Source organism: Agrobacterium sp. LR_9, assembly GCF_041954855.1.
GTDB lineage: Bacteria > Pseudomonadota > Alphaproteobacteria > Rhizobiales > Rhizobiaceae > Agrobacterium > Agrobacterium leguminum.
In genome coordinates, this window is the sequence record NZ_JAVAYA010000001.1 from 385,731 (window position 1) to 400,985 (window position 15,255).

Below are 15,255 nucleotides of genomic sequence, written 5' to 3' on the forward strand. Positions count from 1 at the left end.
GAAGGTCAAAACCGCTCCCGGATCGCAAGGTCCGGGAGTTTTTATTCGGCCGCTGCCCGCACAGTACTGGATATCTGGTTGATATAGGCCCGCAGCGCTGCCGGTTTGACCGGTTTGTGCTGAACCGAAATCCCGTATTTTTCGGCATCGCTGCGCACTTCCGGGCTGCGGTCCGCCGTCACCAGCAGGGCAGGGATCGTCTTGCCGTAAAATGTCCTGATGAGGCGGATGGCGCTGATGCCGTCGCCATCGTCCAGATGGTAATCGGCGACGATGACGTCGGGGGCTTCGGCCAAAGTGAGGAAGGGTTCCTCAAGCGTCGCCACGGAACCTGCGGGTAAAACCTCACAACCCCATCCGGTCAAGAGCAGCGTCATGCCCTCGAGGATTTTCGGCTCGTTGTCGATGCAGAGCACCCGGACGCCCTGAAGGCGGTCGCTGGCTGCCCGACGGGTTATTCCACTATCGGCTTTGGCCGGTACGAGGCGATCCGCCTCGCGCGGCAGGTGGATGCGAAAGGTCGTGCCTTTTCCCGGGGTGGAAATCAGCTGTACCGGATGGTGCAGCATGCGCGACAGCCGATCGACGATCGAAAGACCGAGCCCGAGGCCGGATGCTGTTCTTGCGCCCTCGTCCAATCGGGCGAATTCCTTGAAGACAGTGCGAAACTTGGAAGAGGGAATGCCGATACCGGAATCCGTCACCTGAATGACCACTTCGCCGCCCCGGCGGCGCGCACCGACGACCACCTTGCCCTTCAACGTGTATTTGATGGCGTTGGAAACGAGATTCTGTATCAGACGCCGCAGGAGATTGGGGTCGGAGCGGACCGTGAGCGAGGTTGGCATGACCACAAGGTCGAGGTTCTTTTCCTGCGCCATCGGCGCGAAATCGGTTTCGATGCGTTTCAGCAGCTCATTCAGCGGCACGGATGTCATGCGCGCCTTCATCGAGCCGGTGTCGAGACGGGAAATATCGAGAACCGCGCCGAGAATGGTTTCGACCGATTCCAGCGCCGAATCAATATTGTGGACGAGATCGCTTTCTCCCGATGCGCCAAGCCGTTCGACCAGGGAGGAGGAATAGAGGCGGGCGGCATTCAGCGGCTGGAGAATATCGTGGCCGGCGGCGGCGAAAAACCGTGTCTTGCCGATATTAGCCTCGTCGGCGGATGCTCGCGCTTCTGCCAGTTCCCGGTTGACGCGGGTAAGCTCCACGGTTCGCTCCGCCACGCGCTGCTCCAGCGTCTCGTTTGCCTGTTTCAGCGCCTGATCGCTCGCCACACGCTGGGTGATATCGGTGAAGGTGGCGACGATGCCCTTGTCCGGCATGGTGTTGGAGCGCACTTCGATGATGCGCTCGCCGCCCGCCAGCACCAGCGAGAAGGGCAGGTCCATGGTCAGGAAGCTGGTAATCAGCTCATTCGTGTCGCCATCAGGCATATCGCCCCGTTCCTGCAGCATCGAAACGATATCCGTCAGCGGTACGCCGACCTGCCCGAATTGCTCGGGCAAATCCAGCAGCGTGCGGAAGCGCCGGTTCCAGATGGTCAGCTGCTGCGAACTGTCGAAAACCGCAATGCCCTGATCCATCTGGGCGAGCGCCGTTTGCAGCATGTCCTGATTATATTGCAGGGCCTCGCTTGCCTGATCGAGCAGCCATGCCGTGTCCGCACTGGTATCTTCCGCCTTCTGAAGAATGATCGAAAGGACCAGGCGGGCTGAGGAGGAGCCGATGGCGCTGCCCAGCAACTGTTCGGAGAAATGGATCAGCGCCATGTCCGCCGGCTGATCGTCATTGAGCTTCCTGCCCGCCGTCTTTTCATAGGTCGCGAGTGACCGCAGCATGCGCTCTTCGCCAAGATAGCGCGCCACCGCGCTTTTGAGGTCGCCGACGCTGACACGGGTTTTCCAGCCGCGTGTCGCAAATTGCGATTTCGAGTGGCGCTTGACGAAGATGCCGGACTGGATGCGCTCCACCGGCCTCGGATTGCGCGAAAGCGAGCCGAGCACGAAGGCAAGGCTGTTGACGAGCAGGCTGAGAATGACCGCATTCACGAACGGGTCGGCTTCAGGCCCATTGAACACCGTGCTGCCGGAAAACAGGAAGCCGAGAATATTCGCCGCGACCTCGGAATTATCCGGCCCACCGAAGCTTGGCAGGAACAGCAGATAGGCCCAGACGAAAAAGCCGGAACTTAAGCCGGCGATTGCGCCGCGCGCGTTGGCGCGCCGCCAGAACAGCCCGCCGAACAAGGCAGGGGCCATCTGCGCAATGGCGGCGAATGCGAGAAGGCCGATGGAGGCGAGGCCCGTGGCGCTGTCGGCGGCGCGATAATAGCCATAGCCCAGAAGCAGCACCGCAAAGATTGCCGTCCTGCGGATGTTGAGCAGCGTCTTGGCGAAGTCGTCCCGGTGCGGAGAACGGTTCAGGAGCTTCTGCCGCAGGAAGATCGGCATGACGATATCGTTGGAAATCATGATCGATAACGCCACCGAGGCGACGATCACCATCGCGGTCGCCGCCGAAAATCCACCGATGAAGGTGATCAGCGACACGACCGGCATTTGGTGATTGAGCGGCAATTGCAGCACGTAGAGATCGGCATCGCCATTGGCGCCGAGCGTCAGAATGCCGGCCAGCGCTATCGGCAGCACGAAGATGTTGATCGCGATGAGATAAAGCGGCAGCAGGAACCCAGCCATGCGCAGCTCCTGCGGCGTGCGGTTTTCAACCACGGTAACGTGGAACTGGCGCGGCAGCAGGATGATGGCGAAGCCGGAAAGCAGGGTCATAACGATCCAGCGGCTGACGGGCGTGTGATAGGATATGGCCCGCATGGCCTGTTCGTTATCGGAGGCGAGCTGCCACAGATGCACGGGACCGTCGAAGAGCACGAAGAGCACATAAAAGCCGACGGTGCACATGGCGACGAGCTTGACCAGCGATTCCATCGAGATCGCCAGAATGAGCCCGTCCTGATGTTCGGTGGCATCGGTGTGGCGGGTGCCGAACATGACGGCAAACCCCGCCATCACGATGGTGACGACCAGCGGCAGATCGAGGAAATAAAGATTGCCGCTGCCAATGCCGTAATCGCCGGGATCGACCATCGTCGCCACCGAGCTGGAAACGGCTTTCAGTTGCAGCGCGATATAGGGAATGGCGCCGACGAGAGCGATGATGGCGACGATCATCGCCACTGTGGAGTTCTTGCCGTAACGGGCGGCGATGAAATCCGCAACGGATGTCAGCTTTTCCGTTTTCGCCAGTTCGACGATGCGGCGGATGATCGGCATGCCGATGGTGAAGGCAAGGATCGGGCCGGTATAGATGCCGAGAAATTCCAGCCCCCTGTCTGCCGCAAGCCCCACACCGCCGAAATAGGTCCAGGAGGTGCAATAAATCGCCAGGCTGAGCGCATAGACGAACGGACGCCCCTTGTTCGGAGCGTTTCTTTTGCGGCTCTTCCTGTCCCCATAGCTTGCAACCGCAAACAGCAGCAGGACATAAGCGAAGGCCGAACCGAATATGATCCACCCAGGAAGCACGCATCCTCCCCATGCAAGAATTCCCTGATATCAAGCATAGGCGAATTCCGCGCCGTTGAGAATGAGCGCGGTCTGAGCATAAAGTTCAAGGTGAGCGTGCAAAAAAGCTAATAAATGCAATCCCGCGGATTCCAAATGAAGCCCGTACCCTATATGGTTTGACCCGTAGGGACAGTCACATAGCTTCAGCTCGCGAAGCAGGAGAGAGGGACAATCTGAATGCTTAACGAATTTAAAACCTTCATTGCCCGCGGCAATGTCATGGATCTGGCCGTGGGTGTTATTATCGGTGCGGCTTTCAGCAAGATCGTCGACTCCGTCGTCAACGATCTCATCATGCCGATTGTCGGCGCGATCTTCGGCGGGTTCGATTTTTCGAACTACTTCCTGCCGCTGAGCTCCAGCGTCAACGCCACGTCGCTTGCCGCCGCCCGCGATCAGGGCGCCGTCTTCGCCTACGGCAACTTTCTGACGGTTCTCATCAACTTCCTTATCCTGGCCTGGATCATTTTCCTGATGGTCAAGGGCGTCAACAAGCTTCGTGAGTCCGTTGAGCGCAAGAAGGTCGAGGAAAAGCCGGAAGCAGCACCGCCGCCGGAAGACGTCAAGCTCCTCACCGAAATCCGCGATCTGCTGAAGACGCGTTGATTGTCGTCATCGTCCCCGGCCTGATGTGCCGCCCCATGCGGCCGGCGATCTCCTGCCGGGGATGACCCATAAAGAAAATCCATGATCGCCTCACGGAATATCATGCACACGGCTGGTTCGATGCGATAAGAAGGCACCAAACGGAGTGTCTTTAATGTCCATTTTGAACAGTCTGAGTGCGCGCTCTCTGGCGGCTCCCGAGAGCGGCATTGTTGAAGTCGTGAATTATGCCCGGGGGCGGGACAATCTCCTGCCGCTTTGGGTTGGCGAAGGCGATCTGCCGAGCCCAGACTTCATCAATCAGGCCGCCATCGACGGGCTGAATAATGGCGAAACCTTCTATACCTGGCAGCGTGGCATTCCCGAACTGCGGCAGGCGCTGAGCCGTTATTACGAGCGCCATTTCGCGGCGTCGCTGCCGCCGGAGCATTTCTACGCTGCCGGTTCCGGTATGCAGGCCATCGTGCTAGCCGTGCAGGCGCTGACCTCGCCGGGCGACGAAATGGTCTATCTGTCTCCGACATGGCCGAATATCGTGGCCGCCATCGGCGTGGCGGGTGCGAAGGCGGTTCCGGTCGGTATCGATTTCCGCGACGGCCGCTGGGATCTCGACATCAACAGGCTGGAAAGCGCGATCACGGATAAGACGAAGGCACTTTTCATCAATACGCCCTCCAACCCGACCGGCTGGACGGCGACGCTCGACAATCTCCGCGACGTTCTGGCTCTCGCCCGCAAACACGATCTGTGGATCGTCGCTGACGAGATTTATGCGCTCTATCATTATTCCGGCAGCCGTGCGCCGTCCTTCCTCGACGTCATGGAGCCGGAAGACAAGATCGTCTTCGCCAATTCCTTCTCGAAGAACTGGTCCATGACCGGCTGGCGCGTCGGCTGGCTTGTCGCCCCGCCGGCCATCGGTCAGGTGATCGAGAATCTCATTCAATATTCCACCTCAGGCGTGGCGCAATTCATGCAGCGCGGCGCGGTCGCCGCCCTCGATCACGGCGATGGTTTTGTCCGTGAGAATTACGAACGCGCTCTGACATCCCGCGACATTCTCTGCGATGCGCTCATCGCGACGAACCGTGTGGAAACCCTGAAGCCGGACGGCGCCCTTTACGCCTTTCTCAAGATTGACGGCGTAACCGACAGCCGGGCGACGGCGCTCGATATCGTCGACAAGACCGGGGTTGGTCTTGCGCCCGGCACGGCCTTCGGTCCGGGAGGGGAACTGTTTCTCCGGGCCTGCTTCCTGCGCAACCCCAGGCAGATAGAAGACGCGGCTGGCCGGCTGGCATCCTATATCCTCGGCAGGTAAGCGTCGGCTTTCCGTGCAATGGTTTCTCCTGCCGCGCCGGGATCGCGCTGCGGTAGGGAAATCGACAACAAAATCACAGCGAAGACCTAAAACTGCAACCCCACGGCGCAACCATCGACGTGGGGGATTTTCTGTGATATGCGCTCCTTGTTCCATTTATGAGAACATTTTCACTAATCGATAAAAAGCACTTCATTGCGCTAACCAATCGTAAGCCACCTTTTAAATGGGGCGGGGGATTGGTCGCGTATTCGCTGTGCAAGTAATCAATGATGAAGAATTATTGGCTTTGATGAGCTTAAGAAAAGCAAACAGGGAAGTAGTGTCATGGCTGTTCTGGTCACGGGTGGGGCCGGTTATATAGGAAGCCACATGGTGTGGGCTTTGCTCGATGCCGGGGAAGAGGTCGTTGTTGTCGACCGGCTTTCGACGGGGTCGCGTTGGGCTGTTGCGCCGGCGGCGCGTTTTTATCTGGGCGATGCGGCGGACCGCGCCCTGCTCGACCAGATTTTCGAAGAAAACCAGATCGAGACCATTTTCCACTTCGCGGGCTCTGTCAGCGTTCCTGAATCGATCAGCCAGCCGCTCGAATATTACGAAAACAATACGGGCACGACCCGCGCCCTCGTCGCTGCGGCGGTCGCCCATGGCATCCGCAATTTCATTTTCTCCTCGACAGCCGCCGTCTATGGAAACCAGCCCTTTAATGGCCCGGTTCCTGAAACCGCGATCCTCAGCCCGGAAAACCCCTACGGCCTGTCGAAACTCGCCTCTGAAATCATGCTGCGCGATGTCGTGCAGGCGCATGATTTCAATTATGTGGCGCTGCGTTATTTCAACGTCGCCGGAGCCGACCCGCAGGGCCGCGCCGGGCCTTCGCCCACGGGCGTGGCCAACCTCATCAAAGTCGCCTGTGAAGCCGCAACCGGTCGCCGCGACCAGGTGGACGTTTACGGAACGGACTACCCGACCGCCGATGGCACCGGTGTCCGCGACTATATTCACGTCAGCGACCTGATCGACGCCCATATGCTGGCCATGGCGCATCTGCGCGCCGGTGGCGGCACCCGCACGCTTAATTGCGGTTATGGCGTCGGTTATTCGGTTCTGGATGTCCTGCAGGCGGTGCAGCGGGAATCGGAACGCGATTTTCCGATCATCCATTGTCCGCGTCGCCCGGGCGATATTGCGACCATGGTGGCGGATTCGTCGCGTATCCAGTCGGAACTGGGCTGGCGTCCCCGCTTCAACGATCTGGCGACAATTGTTCGCACAGCACTTCAGTGGGAGGCCAAACGTCAGGCCCAGCAAAGCGACAGGATTCCGCCGGTGCGGCGCAAGCTGGCTGCAATAGGCTGAGCGGCCTTCGCCTCACCGGACACGGTCTTTTTTGACGGAGGGATAGAGCGCCGGCCGATCCTGTGGAGCGGCTGGGCTAAGCCAGCGATCCCTGTCAAAGAAGCTGCGTGTCAGCTTCAATCCCGGCGATTGTTCGCTTGCGAGCAAAATCACGTTCAGGCGATGCGGCGCCGTCGGTTCCGGTTTCATGGAAACCGAAATACCGAAATGTTGTGCCTGATAGAGCTGCATCCGGCGCGCCGGCTCAAGCATGTCCGCCAGATCGGCCCAGCGTGTCTGTCCGATAATCATGGCGAGCGCTTCATCGAGCTTCGCCAGAACGGCCGTCCCGTCCGGCGTTATGGGCGCAACGGCCTTCATCCTGATGGAGCGAATTTCTCCGGACGCTTCGCCCCTTATTTCAAGAAAGAGCGATGCCCGCTCGGCCGGGTCCGATGCGTTTCCTGCCGCAAAATCGGCCATACATTCGGAGCTGCGGATGTTGACCGGGCTGGCGTGCCAGCCCTGCGGGTTGGAGAAACCTGCGGCTGTAAAGCGCTCGCAAAGCTCCTTGCCGGAAACAACGAAATCGCGGGCGAAAGATGCTCTGTCGCCCACTTGCTCGAACTTCAGCAGATGCGGCGGCAGAGAGACTTTTTGGGTGGCGAGTTTCTGCCGTTTGACGGGCTTCATCTTCGGTGGCGTGGCGGATTGTATGGCGGGCGTCAGATTGAGATAGGCCAGCAGGCTTTTGAGGTGCTTCTTGTCATTGGCCAGCAGCACCGTTGCGCCTATGGCAAGGCAAACGGCCAGCACCGCAAACAGCAGCGCGCCATGGCTCACTCTCTTCTGCAAGCCTGCGTCCATCGCAAGACCTTAAGGGCTGGCGGAAAAAGGCGTCAGCCGGTTCTGATATGGTTTTTCGGGCTGTCGGCAACCCGGTGAATATGTGGTGCGAGCGGTTGCTCTGAAAATCTTATGTAATCACCGCCGAAGTTTCCGGCGGTGCAGGTTCTCATTCGGCGTTATTCTTGCCGCCGTCCTGTCCGCCGGCGCTGCTTTCATCGTCCGCAACCGGAATGGCGTAAGAGCCGTTCAGCCAGCGGGCGAGATCGAGCGAGCGGCAGCGATCCGAGCAGAAAGGATAGTCTTCGCGCGTCGAGGGCCGCCCGCATTCAGGGCATGGCTGGGATTTGCGAAGCGGGGTGACGTTTCCAGCGCCTTCGGTGGGGGACTTTGCCATGGCCTATCCTTCGAGCCAGCCCGAAGTCACCTCAAATCCTTCTCCGGAAAGAAGCGACATGGTTTCATAAAGCGGCAGGCCGACGACATTGGTATAGGAGCCGGTCAGTTTCTGCACGAATGCGCCGGCAATGCCCTGGATGCCATAGGCTCCCGCTTTGCCGCGCCACTGGCCCGACGCGATGTAAGCCTCGATCTCCCTCGTGGAGAGGCGCTTGAAGCGCACCTTGGTCTCCGCCACCTTCTGGCGGATCTTGCCGCCGGGGGTCACAAGGCAGATGCCGGTATAGACCCAATGGCTGCGTCCCGAAAGAAGATGCAGCGCCGCCGAGGCCTCTTCCGTATATTCGGCCTTGCCGACGATGCGGCGACCAACGGCGACCACCGTATCGGATCCCAGAACATAGGCGTCTTTCCACGCCTGTTCGTTCTTCAGCGCGGCCTGCGCGGCTTCCGCCTTCTGCAATGACAGACGGCGGCAGAGCGTGCGCGGATGCTCGAGCTTGGCCGGCGTCTCGTCGATATCCATCGGCATCAGACGTGCCGGTTCGATACCGATCTGATGCAGCAGCTCCAGACGCCGCGGCGAGCCGGATGCCAGAACGAGCTTTTGTTTTGAATTGGTCATTGCGCTGCCCGGGCGTCCGATGCGGAAGGTGGATTACTTGAAGCGATAGGTGATGCGGCCCTTGGTGAGGTCGTAAGGCGTCATTTCGACCAGCACCTTGTCGCCGGCCAGAACGCGGATACGGTTCTTGCGCATGCGGCCCGCCGTGTGGGCGATGATTTCGTGGTCGTTCTCAAGCTTCACGCGGAATGTTGCGTTCGGCAGCAATTCGGTTACGATGCCCGGGAATTCAAGGACTTCTTCTTTTGTCATGTAAGGGTTTTCTTCCTGTTGATAGTGCCGGACATATCGAGTCCGGGAAAATTGCGCGGAAACTACACAATCCCGGCACATTTGTGAACCTCTAAAGCATCGGCTTGAAAATCGCGATTGATTTTAACAGGCCGAGGCAGTTTTCAGTCTTTTGAAAGCGTATCCGCCACCGGCTGCTGCCGCCTCGGCAGTCGTTCCGAGATCAGCTTTGCCAGGTGGTCCCGCACCTCGCGATAGGCGTCGAGAATCTGCTCGCGCGTGCCTGTGATCACTGTTGGGTCCATGGTCGGCCAATAGACCACGTCCAGCGAATTTGAGCGCGTCAGTTCCAGTGCGGCGTGATGGGCTTCTGGCGTCAATGTAATGATCAGATCGAAAAAATCATCCTCGATCTCGTCCAGAGTGCGTGGTTTGTGCTTGCCCAGCGAAAAACCCTGTTCTTCCAGCACCGCATCCACGAATGGATCGCGCTCGCCGGCTCGCACGCCGGCGGACTGGATGTAGATGCCGGGCGCTACCAGCCGTTTGGCGATGACCTCCGCCATGGGGGAACGGATGGAGTTCATGCCGCACATGAAGAGGACCGATTTGGGCGCTCGTCCCTCGTTTGGCGCTGCGGCAGGATCGATCATCTCTAACCCCGCCAATAAAGCACGCAGACAAGGGTGAAGAGGCGGCGCGCCGTGTCGAAATCGATCCTGATCTTGCCCGAAAGCCGGTCCATCAGCGTCTGCGAGCCATCATTGTGAATGCCGCGCCGGCCCATGTCGATCGCCTCGATCTGGCTCGGCGTAGAGGAGCGGATCGCTTCGTAATAGCTTTCGCAGATCAGGAAATAATCCTTGATGATGCGGCGGAACGGCGTCAGCGACAGAATATGGGTCGCGACATCCTTCTCGTCTTCGGTGCGGATTGAAAAAACCAGCTTGGCATCGACCAGCGATATATGCAGCCGATAGGGGCCGCCATCATGGCCGAAAGGTTCGAAGCTATTTTCTTCGATCAGGTCGAAAATGGCGACGGCGCGTTCATGCTCCACGTCGGGCGTGGACCGGCCGATGCTGTCGTCCAGTACCACGTCGCAAAGCCGGAAATCGCCTGAAGCCATCGCTTAACTTTCCGGATTGAGGCGAATGGAGACGGAACGCGCATGCGCGTCCAGTCCCTCAGACCGGGCAAGGGTGATGGCCGCGGGCGCGAGCTGTCGCAGCTGCTCCGGTCCAAGCCGCAGGATCGAGGTGCGCTTGACGAAATCCAGCACCGAAAGCCCGGAGGAGAAGCGCGCCGACCGCGCCGTCGGAAGCACGTGGTTGGAGCCGCCGACATAATCGCCGATCACTTCCGGCGTATGGCGTCCGACGAAGATCGCGCCCGCATTGCGGATATGCGCCATCAGGGCATCCGGGTCATCGACGGCAAGTTCCAGATGCTCGGCAGCGATGCGGTTGGCGAGCGGGATGGCGTCGGTGAGCTTTTCGACCAGAATGACCGCGCCAAAATCGGCCCAGCTCGCCGCCGCCGTCTCGGAGCGCGACAGGCGCTTCAGCTGCCGCTCGACAGCGGCTTCAACGGCCTTGCCGAGTTCGGCATTGTCGGTGATGAGGATGGATTGCGCGCCGCGATCATGCTCCGCCTGCGCCAGAAGATCGGCCGCGAGCCAGTCGGGATCATTGTCCCTGTCGGCAATAACCAGCACTTCGGAGGGACCGGCGATCATGTCGATGCCGACGGTGCCGAAGACCTGGCGTTTTGCAGCCGCCACATAGGCATTGCCGGGGCCGACGATCTTGGCGACCGGCGCGATGGTTTCCGTGCCATAGGCAAGTGCGGCGACGGCCTGTGCGCCGCCGATGCGATAGATTTCCTCGACGCCCGCAATACGCGCCGCAGCCAGCACCGCCGGATTGACCGCGCCGCCATTGGCCGGAACGACCATGACGATGCGCTCCACGCCGGCAACCTTCGCCGGCACGGCATTCATCAGCACCGAGCTTGGATAGCTCGCCGTGCCGCCGGGCACATAAAGGCCAACGGCTTCGATGGCGGTCCAGCGCGAGCCGAGACCCACGCCGATATCGTCCTCGTAAATATCATCCTTCGGCATCTGCCGTGCATGGTGTTTTTCGATACGCCGGGCAGCGAGTTCAAGCGCCTCGATGACGCTCTTGTCGACGGCGGCGAAGGCCGCATCGATCTCGTCCGTCGTGACACGCATCGAGACCTTGGTGAAATCGATGCCGTCGAATTTCTGGGAATAATGGGCAAGGGCCGCATCGCCGCGATGGCGGACATCGTTGATGATGTCGCGAACGGTTGCGTTGACGTCTTCGGAAACTTCTCTCTTGGTTGTCAGGAAGGCCGCGAATTTCTGTTCGAAATCCGCCGACGCCTGCTCCAGCCAGATTGCCACGCCATTACCCTTTCATTGTCCCCGCGGGCGATCCCGCGAGGTGCACGAACTTCCGCAGAAAAATTGCGGCTCTGGTATGTGGCATAAATCGAAACGGTGACGAAAGGCAACCGTTGCAATGGTGCGGTGTGCTTATTCGCTGTCTGGATGATGCGGTTTGGCAGCCGTTTCCCAGGCGCCGCTCACATCGGTCAATTGCGCCTCGATGCATTCGACATCGAGCGCGATGGCGCCGCCGCCCGAAAGCGTCAATTCCACGGCTCCATCAGGTCCTTCGCCGTTCTGCACGAAGCGGATGGCGAGAAGCGACAGCACCTGTTCCCTGTCGGCGCGGTTGATGCCGTGCGAGCGGACGGCGGAGACACGTTTCAGGAAAACGACGCTGCGGCAGCGTTCCGGCGGCAGGTTTTTTTTGTCAGTGCTTTCCCAGACGAAACGGTTGGCGGAAAGCGTGAACTGGCCGTGCTTCGGCTCGAAGGCAACATCCTTCAGCTTGAAGACACTGTCCTGCATATGCGTCGAGATGACGGAGAGATCTTCAGTATCCAGCGCGAGCAATTTCAGGCCGCTCATCTTTTTCTTCCTTCTTTTGCGGTGCGGACCGCTATTTCCATGACTTACATTGGAAATAGGCAGTCCGGGCTCACTCTGCAACGGTAGAAAACGGATGAGCGGCGAAGACAGGATCAATCGCTGACGCGTTCGACCAGCGCACCGCAGCGGGTGAGCTTTTCCTCAAGGCGTTCGAAGCCGCGATCGAGGTGGTAGACGCGCGAAACCATGGTTTCGCCTTCCGCCACGAGGCCGGCAATGACCAGCGATACGGAAGCGCGCAGATCGGTCGCCATGACAGGCGCGCCCTTCAGGCGGGAGACACCCTCGATGCGGGCCATCTGGCCGGAAAGCGAAATCTTCGCACCGAGACGGGCGAGTTCCTGCACATGCATGAAGCGGTTTTCAAAGATGGTTTCGGTGATATGCGAAACACCCTGCGAACGGGTCATCAGCGCCATGAACTGCGCCTGCAGATCGGTGGGGAAGCCGGGGAAGGGCTCGGTGACGATATCGACCGGCTGGATGCCGTTGCCGTTGCGAACGACGCGAAGGCCGGTTTCCGTCTCGCTGATCGTGGCGCCTGCGAGCCTGAGCGTGTCGAGCGCGTTGTCGAGCAGCGCTGCGCGCGTGCCTTCCAGCACCACGTCACCGCCGGTCATTGCCACTGCCATGGCATAGGTGCCGGTTTCGATGCGATCCGGCAGAACGCGGTGGCGCGCGCCGGAGAGAGAGGTCACGCCTTCGATGGTGATGGTGGAGGTGCCGGCGCCTTCGATCTTCGCGCCCATGGCGATCAGGCATTGCGCCAGGTCGACCACTTCCGGCTCGCGGGCTGCGTTGTGGATGACGGTGGTGCCGCGAGCAAGGCTTGCAGCCATCAGCATCACATGTGTCGCGCCGACGGAAACCTTCGGGAAGGTGTAAACCGCACCGATCAGGCCGCCCTTGGGCGCCGTGGCGTTGATGTAGCCGCCATCGATCTCCATCGTTGCGCCGAGCGCTTCGAGGCCCTCGATGAACAGGTCGACCGGGCGCGTGCCGATGGCGCAGCCGCCGGGCAGGGAAACGCGGGCGCGGCCCTCACGCGCCAGAAGCGGGCCGATGACCCAGAAGCTCGCGCGCATCTTGGACACCAGCTCGTAAGGTGCGGTGGTATCGACAATGGTGCGGCAGGTGAAGTGCACGGTGCGGGAATAGGCCTCGCCCTGGCTTTCGCGGCGGCCATTGACGGAAATATCGACGCCGTGATTGCCGAGAATGCGGATGAGCTGCTCCACGTCCGCCAGATGCGGCACGTTTTCGAGCGTCAGCGTGTCGCTGGTCAGAAGCGATGCGATCATCAACGGCAAGGCGGCGTTTTTGGCGCCGGAGATGGGAATGACGCCGTTTAGCTTGTTGCCACCCGTAATTCTGATGCGATCCATGCGTCCCTACGGGCCTGTGCCCGCCTTTCTTTATCGTGCCTTGCGGAAAGGCGCGTCCTTAGACGAATTTCCGCGGCGTTTCAATTTATGCTTGGTGAATTCTCTATGAGGATGATTCGTCCGTTTTTGCGGCAGGCAGGCCAATCGTCTCGTCCTCTTCGCCTGCACGGCGCGCACGAACCTGCTGTTTGCGCTTCAAAAGATTTTCACGAAGCTTCTTGGCCGCCCGCGCCTTACGCTCCGCCTCACGCTGCCGCGCCTTTTCGCCAGGCCCCGCCTGCGGCTTGCCATCGGCCACCGGGGCGGATGCTTCCGCGGAAGAGCCGGCGGAAACCGCTGCCTTTGCCTGTTTGTCATGATGTTCGTTCATAGATTCAGCAATATCTGAAAAATGTATTTTTCAACAGGGGGCACGCTTTTTTGCCCCGCTTGATGAAGAATATCGTTTTGCGACTTGCGCTCGTCAAAAACCTATGGCAATAGGCCGCCACGCTTGATGCTGAAGCAAACGCTTCGGCACCGGATGCTGCTATAGCTCAGGGGTAGAGCACTCCCTTGGTAAGGGAGAGGCCGAGAGTTCAAATCTCTCTAGCAGCACCATTTCTCTCCAAAGTTTCAAATGTTTACGCGGTTGTTGAACCGGTCGCCTGCGGCGGTTGATGCATGCGCGCGCCACGCATTTCGCGGCAAATGGAAAACCGCGCCCCTTGCGAAGCGCGGTTTCCATATCCGAATATTCTGTTGCTGCCAGAGCGGGACGAAACCGCCCGTAGCCATCGGGCGCCGCTTACTGACGGAATAGCGACAGGATATTTTCGGAACTGGTATTGGCGATGGAAAGCGACTGGATGCCCAGCTGCTGCTGTGTCTGCAATGCCTTGAGGCGTGTTGATTCTTCGTTCATGTCCGCATCCACCAGGCGGCCGATGCCGCTGTCGATGGAGTCGGTAAGCTTGGAGATGAAATCTTCCTGCAGGCCGATGCGCATCTTGATGGAGCCGAGGGCGGAAGATGCGCTGCTGAGCGACTGAAACGCGGTTTCGACATCGGTGAGAAGATTGCCGATGGTGTAGGTCGGCGGCGTTGCGCTATCGAAAAGCTTGAGATCGATATCCCATACGGAAATGCCCGAGGCTACGCCGGCCTCTCCGATGATGCCTTTTGTGGTGTCGAGCGTTGCGGGCGTGCCGGTCAGGCCAAAAATCACATTGGGTGTTTCCGTCGCGGTCGTCGTGTCAACAAGGGTATAATCGGTTTTCGTAACGTTGACGGAACCGCTGCCGTCACGGACAAAGCCGGAAACGACGGTCTTTGCGCCGGTGCCCAGCAACCAGTTTTCGCCGCTGAAAGATGCGCCCTGCGCAATCGATTCCAGCTGCTTTTTCAGCTGGTCGATTTCTTCCTGGATCTTCGTCTTGTCGACGCCCTCTTCAGTTGCCGCGACGATTTTCGATTTGATTTCTTTCACGACTTCGACGGCGCTTTCCATTGCGGAATAAGCGACATCGATCTTCGCCGCACCCAGTCCCAGTGCATCCTGAACCGCGGAAAGGGCCATGTTGTCCGAACGCATGGTGGTCGCGATCGACCAGTAAGCGGCGTTGTCGGAAGCCGTTTTAACGCGCAGCCCGGAAGAAACTCTGGATTGTGTCTCTTCGAGCTGGCCGCTGATCGCACGCAGTGTCTGAAGCGCCGACATGGCGGCGGTGTTTGTCAGAATACTTGTCATAATTGCCCCTCTGAGCTGGCTAAATGGGAAGGGACATTCCGGGATCGCCGGAAACGACAACGCGGCGTGATGCCTGTTAACCTCTTTTTCGTCTTGGTTAACGAGTCGTTTCGATGGCCTGATTTAGCGGTGATTTGGTTAATGAAGTCTTAATCAA

At 59.5% G+C, this 15,255-nt stretch carries 15 protein-coding genes and 1 tRNA gene; 4 read left to right on the forward strand and 12 right to left on the reverse strand.

What is annotated here, in order from left to right; genetic code table 11:
* Positions 1–41 precede the first annotated feature (41 nt).
* Positions 42–3,551, reverse strand: coding sequence for a hybrid sensor histidine kinase/response regulator (locus RAC79_RS01905; RefSeq protein ID WP_142844034.1), 3,510 nt, complete (start codon positions 3,549–3,551; stop codon positions 42–44).
* A 219-nt stretch (positions 3,552–3,770) separates the two neighbouring features.
* Here RAC79_RS01905 and mscL point away from each other — a divergent pair, with 219 nt between their 5' ends.
* The 3 genes from mscL (at position 3,771) to galE (ending at position 6,879) form a co-directional block, all read left to right on the forward strand.
* Positions 3,771–4,199, forward strand: coding sequence for a large conductance mechanosensitive channel protein MscL (mscL, locus tag RAC79_RS01910; RefSeq protein ID WP_080855948.1), 429 nt, complete (start codon positions 3,771–3,773; stop codon positions 4,197–4,199).
* A 154-nt stretch (positions 4,200–4,353) separates the two neighbouring features.
* The gene (locus RAC79_RS01915; RefSeq protein WP_078051268.1) at positions 4,354–5,520 is read left to right on the forward strand and encodes a pyridoxal phosphate-dependent aminotransferase; all 1,167 of its coding nucleotides are present in this window, start codon (positions 4,354–4,356) and stop codon (positions 5,518–5,520) included.
* 327 nt (positions 5,521–5,847) lie between these two features.
* Positions 5,848–6,879, forward strand: coding sequence for a UDP-glucose 4-epimerase GalE (gene galE, locus RAC79_RS01920; protein ID WP_142844033.1), 1,032 nt, complete (start codon positions 5,848–5,850; stop codon positions 6,877–6,879).
* 12 nt (positions 6,880–6,891) lie between these two features.
* On the opposite strand, the gene RAC79_RS01925 is transcribed toward galE, so the two are convergent.
* From RAC79_RS01925 to RAC79_RS01970, 10 genes are all read right to left on the reverse strand, one after another.
* Positions 6,892–7,725, reverse strand: a complete 834-nt coding sequence (locus RAC79_RS01925; protein WP_161987686.1) for a DUF6030 family protein — start codon at positions 7,723–7,725, stop codon at positions 6,892–6,894.
* A 148-nt stretch (positions 7,726–7,873) separates the two neighbouring features.
* Positions 7,874–8,101 (reverse strand): DNA gyrase inhibitor YacG, encoded by a 228-nt coding sequence (gene yacG, locus RAC79_RS01930; RefSeq protein WP_065654468.1) that lies wholly within the window; start codon positions 8,099–8,101, stop codon positions 7,874–7,876.
* Positions 8,102–8,104: 3 nt separating this feature from the next.
* Positions 8,105–8,728: a Maf-like protein gene (locus tag RAC79_RS01935; protein WP_020010410.1), complete on the reverse strand. Its 624-nt coding sequence runs from the start codon at positions 8,726–8,728 to the stop codon at positions 8,105–8,107.
* A gap of 33 nt (positions 8,729–8,761) precedes the next feature.
* Entirely contained in the window at positions 8,762–8,980 is a 219-nt protein-coding gene (gene infA, locus RAC79_RS01940) for a translation initiation factor IF-1 (protein ID WP_003503453.1), read from the reverse strand.
* Positions 8,981–9,123: 143 nt separating this feature from the next.
* Entirely contained in the window at positions 9,124–9,612 is a 489-nt protein-coding gene (locus RAC79_RS01945; protein ID WP_004432476.1) for a low molecular weight phosphatase family protein, read from the reverse strand.
* Positions 9,613–9,614: 2 nt separating this feature from the next.
* On the reverse strand, positions 9,615–10,088 hold the full coding sequence (locus RAC79_RS01950) for a UPF0262 family protein (RefSeq protein ID WP_004432477.1): 474 nt from the start codon (positions 10,086–10,088) through the stop codon (positions 9,615–9,617).
* 3 nt (positions 10,089–10,091) lie between these two features.
* Positions 10,092–11,390, reverse strand: a complete 1,299-nt coding sequence (gene hisD / locus RAC79_RS01955) for a histidinol dehydrogenase (protein WP_174038797.1) — start codon at positions 11,388–11,390, stop codon at positions 10,092–10,094.
* Positions 11,391–11,522: 132 nt separating this feature from the next.
* Positions 11,523–11,963 (reverse strand): DUF2948 family protein, encoded by a 441-nt coding sequence (locus RAC79_RS01960; RefSeq protein ID WP_004432481.1) that lies wholly within the window; start codon positions 11,961–11,963, stop codon positions 11,523–11,525.
* A gap of 113 nt (positions 11,964–12,076) precedes the next feature.
* Positions 12,077–13,369: a UDP-N-acetylglucosamine 1-carboxyvinyltransferase gene (gene murA, locus RAC79_RS01965; RefSeq protein ID WP_080855951.1), complete on the reverse strand. Its 1,293-nt coding sequence runs from the start codon at positions 13,367–13,369 to the stop codon at positions 12,077–12,079.
* Between the two features lie 103 nt (positions 13,370–13,472).
* A complete protein-coding gene (locus RAC79_RS01970; RefSeq protein WP_125144832.1) occupies positions 13,473–13,739 on the reverse strand; it encodes a hypothetical protein in 267 nt (88 codons plus the stop codon).
* Between the two features lie 155 nt (positions 13,740–13,894).
* On the opposite strand from RAC79_RS01970, the gene RAC79_RS01975 reads away from it, so the two are divergent.
* Positions 13,895–13,969 (forward strand) — tRNA-Thr (locus RAC79_RS01975).
* A 187-nt stretch (positions 13,970–14,156) separates the two neighbouring features.
* Here RAC79_RS01975 and RAC79_RS01980 read toward each other — a convergent pair.
* Complete coding sequence (locus tag RAC79_RS01980; protein WP_065654466.1) at positions 14,157–15,098, reverse strand: flagellin; 942 nt, start codon at positions 15,096–15,098, stop codon at positions 14,157–14,159.
* Positions 15,099–15,255: the final 157 nt, after the last annotated feature.

Bases quoted from the DNA above. Each gene is read 5' to 3' on its own strand.
- galE (WP_142844033.1), top strand. From the start codon at position 5,848: ATGGCTGTTCTGGTCACGGGTGGGGCCGGTTATATAGGAAGCCACATG.
- RAC79_RS01980 (WP_065654466.1), bottom strand. From the start codon at position 15,098: ATGACAAGTATTCTGACAAACACCGCCGCCATGTCGGCGCTTCAGACA.
- RAC79_RS01950 (WP_004432477.1), bottom strand. From the start codon at position 10,088: ATGGCTTCAGGCGATTTCCGGCTTTGCGACGTGGTACTGGACGACAGC.
- RAC79_RS01915 (WP_078051268.1), top strand. From the start codon at position 4,354: ATGTCCATTTTGAACAGTCTGAGTGCGCGCTCTCTGGCGGCTCCCGAG.
- infA (WP_003503453.1), bottom strand. From the start codon at position 8,980: ATGACAAAAGAAGAAGTCCTTGAATTCCCGGGCATCGTAACCGAATTG.
- murA (WP_080855951.1), bottom strand. From the start codon at position 13,369: ATGGATCGCATCAGAATTACGGGTGGCAACAAGCTAAACGGCGTCATT.
- RAC79_RS01925 (WP_161987686.1), bottom strand. From the start codon at position 7,725: ATGGACGCAGGCTTGCAGAAGAGAGTGAGCCATGGCGCGCTGCTGTTT.
- mscL (WP_080855948.1), top strand. From the start codon at position 3,771: ATGCTTAACGAATTTAAAACCTTCATTGCCCGCGGCAATGTCATGGAT.
- yacG (WP_065654468.1), bottom strand. From the start codon at position 8,101: ATGGCAAAGTCCCCCACCGAAGGCGCTGGAAACGTCACCCCGCTTCGC.
- RAC79_RS01970 (WP_125144832.1), bottom strand. From the start codon at position 13,739: ATGAACGAACATCATGACAAACAGGCAAAGGCAGCGGTTTCCGCCGGC.
- RAC79_RS01960 (WP_004432481.1), bottom strand. From the start codon at position 11,963: ATGAGCGGCCTGAAATTGCTCGCGCTGGATACTGAAGATCTCTCCGTC.
- RAC79_RS01935 (WP_020010410.1), bottom strand. From the start codon at position 8,728: ATGACCAATTCAAAACAAAAGCTCGTTCTGGCATCCGGCTCGCCGCGG.
- RAC79_RS01945 (WP_004432476.1), bottom strand. From the start codon at position 9,612: ATGATCGATCCTGCCGCAGCGCCAAACGAGGGACGAGCGCCCAAATCG.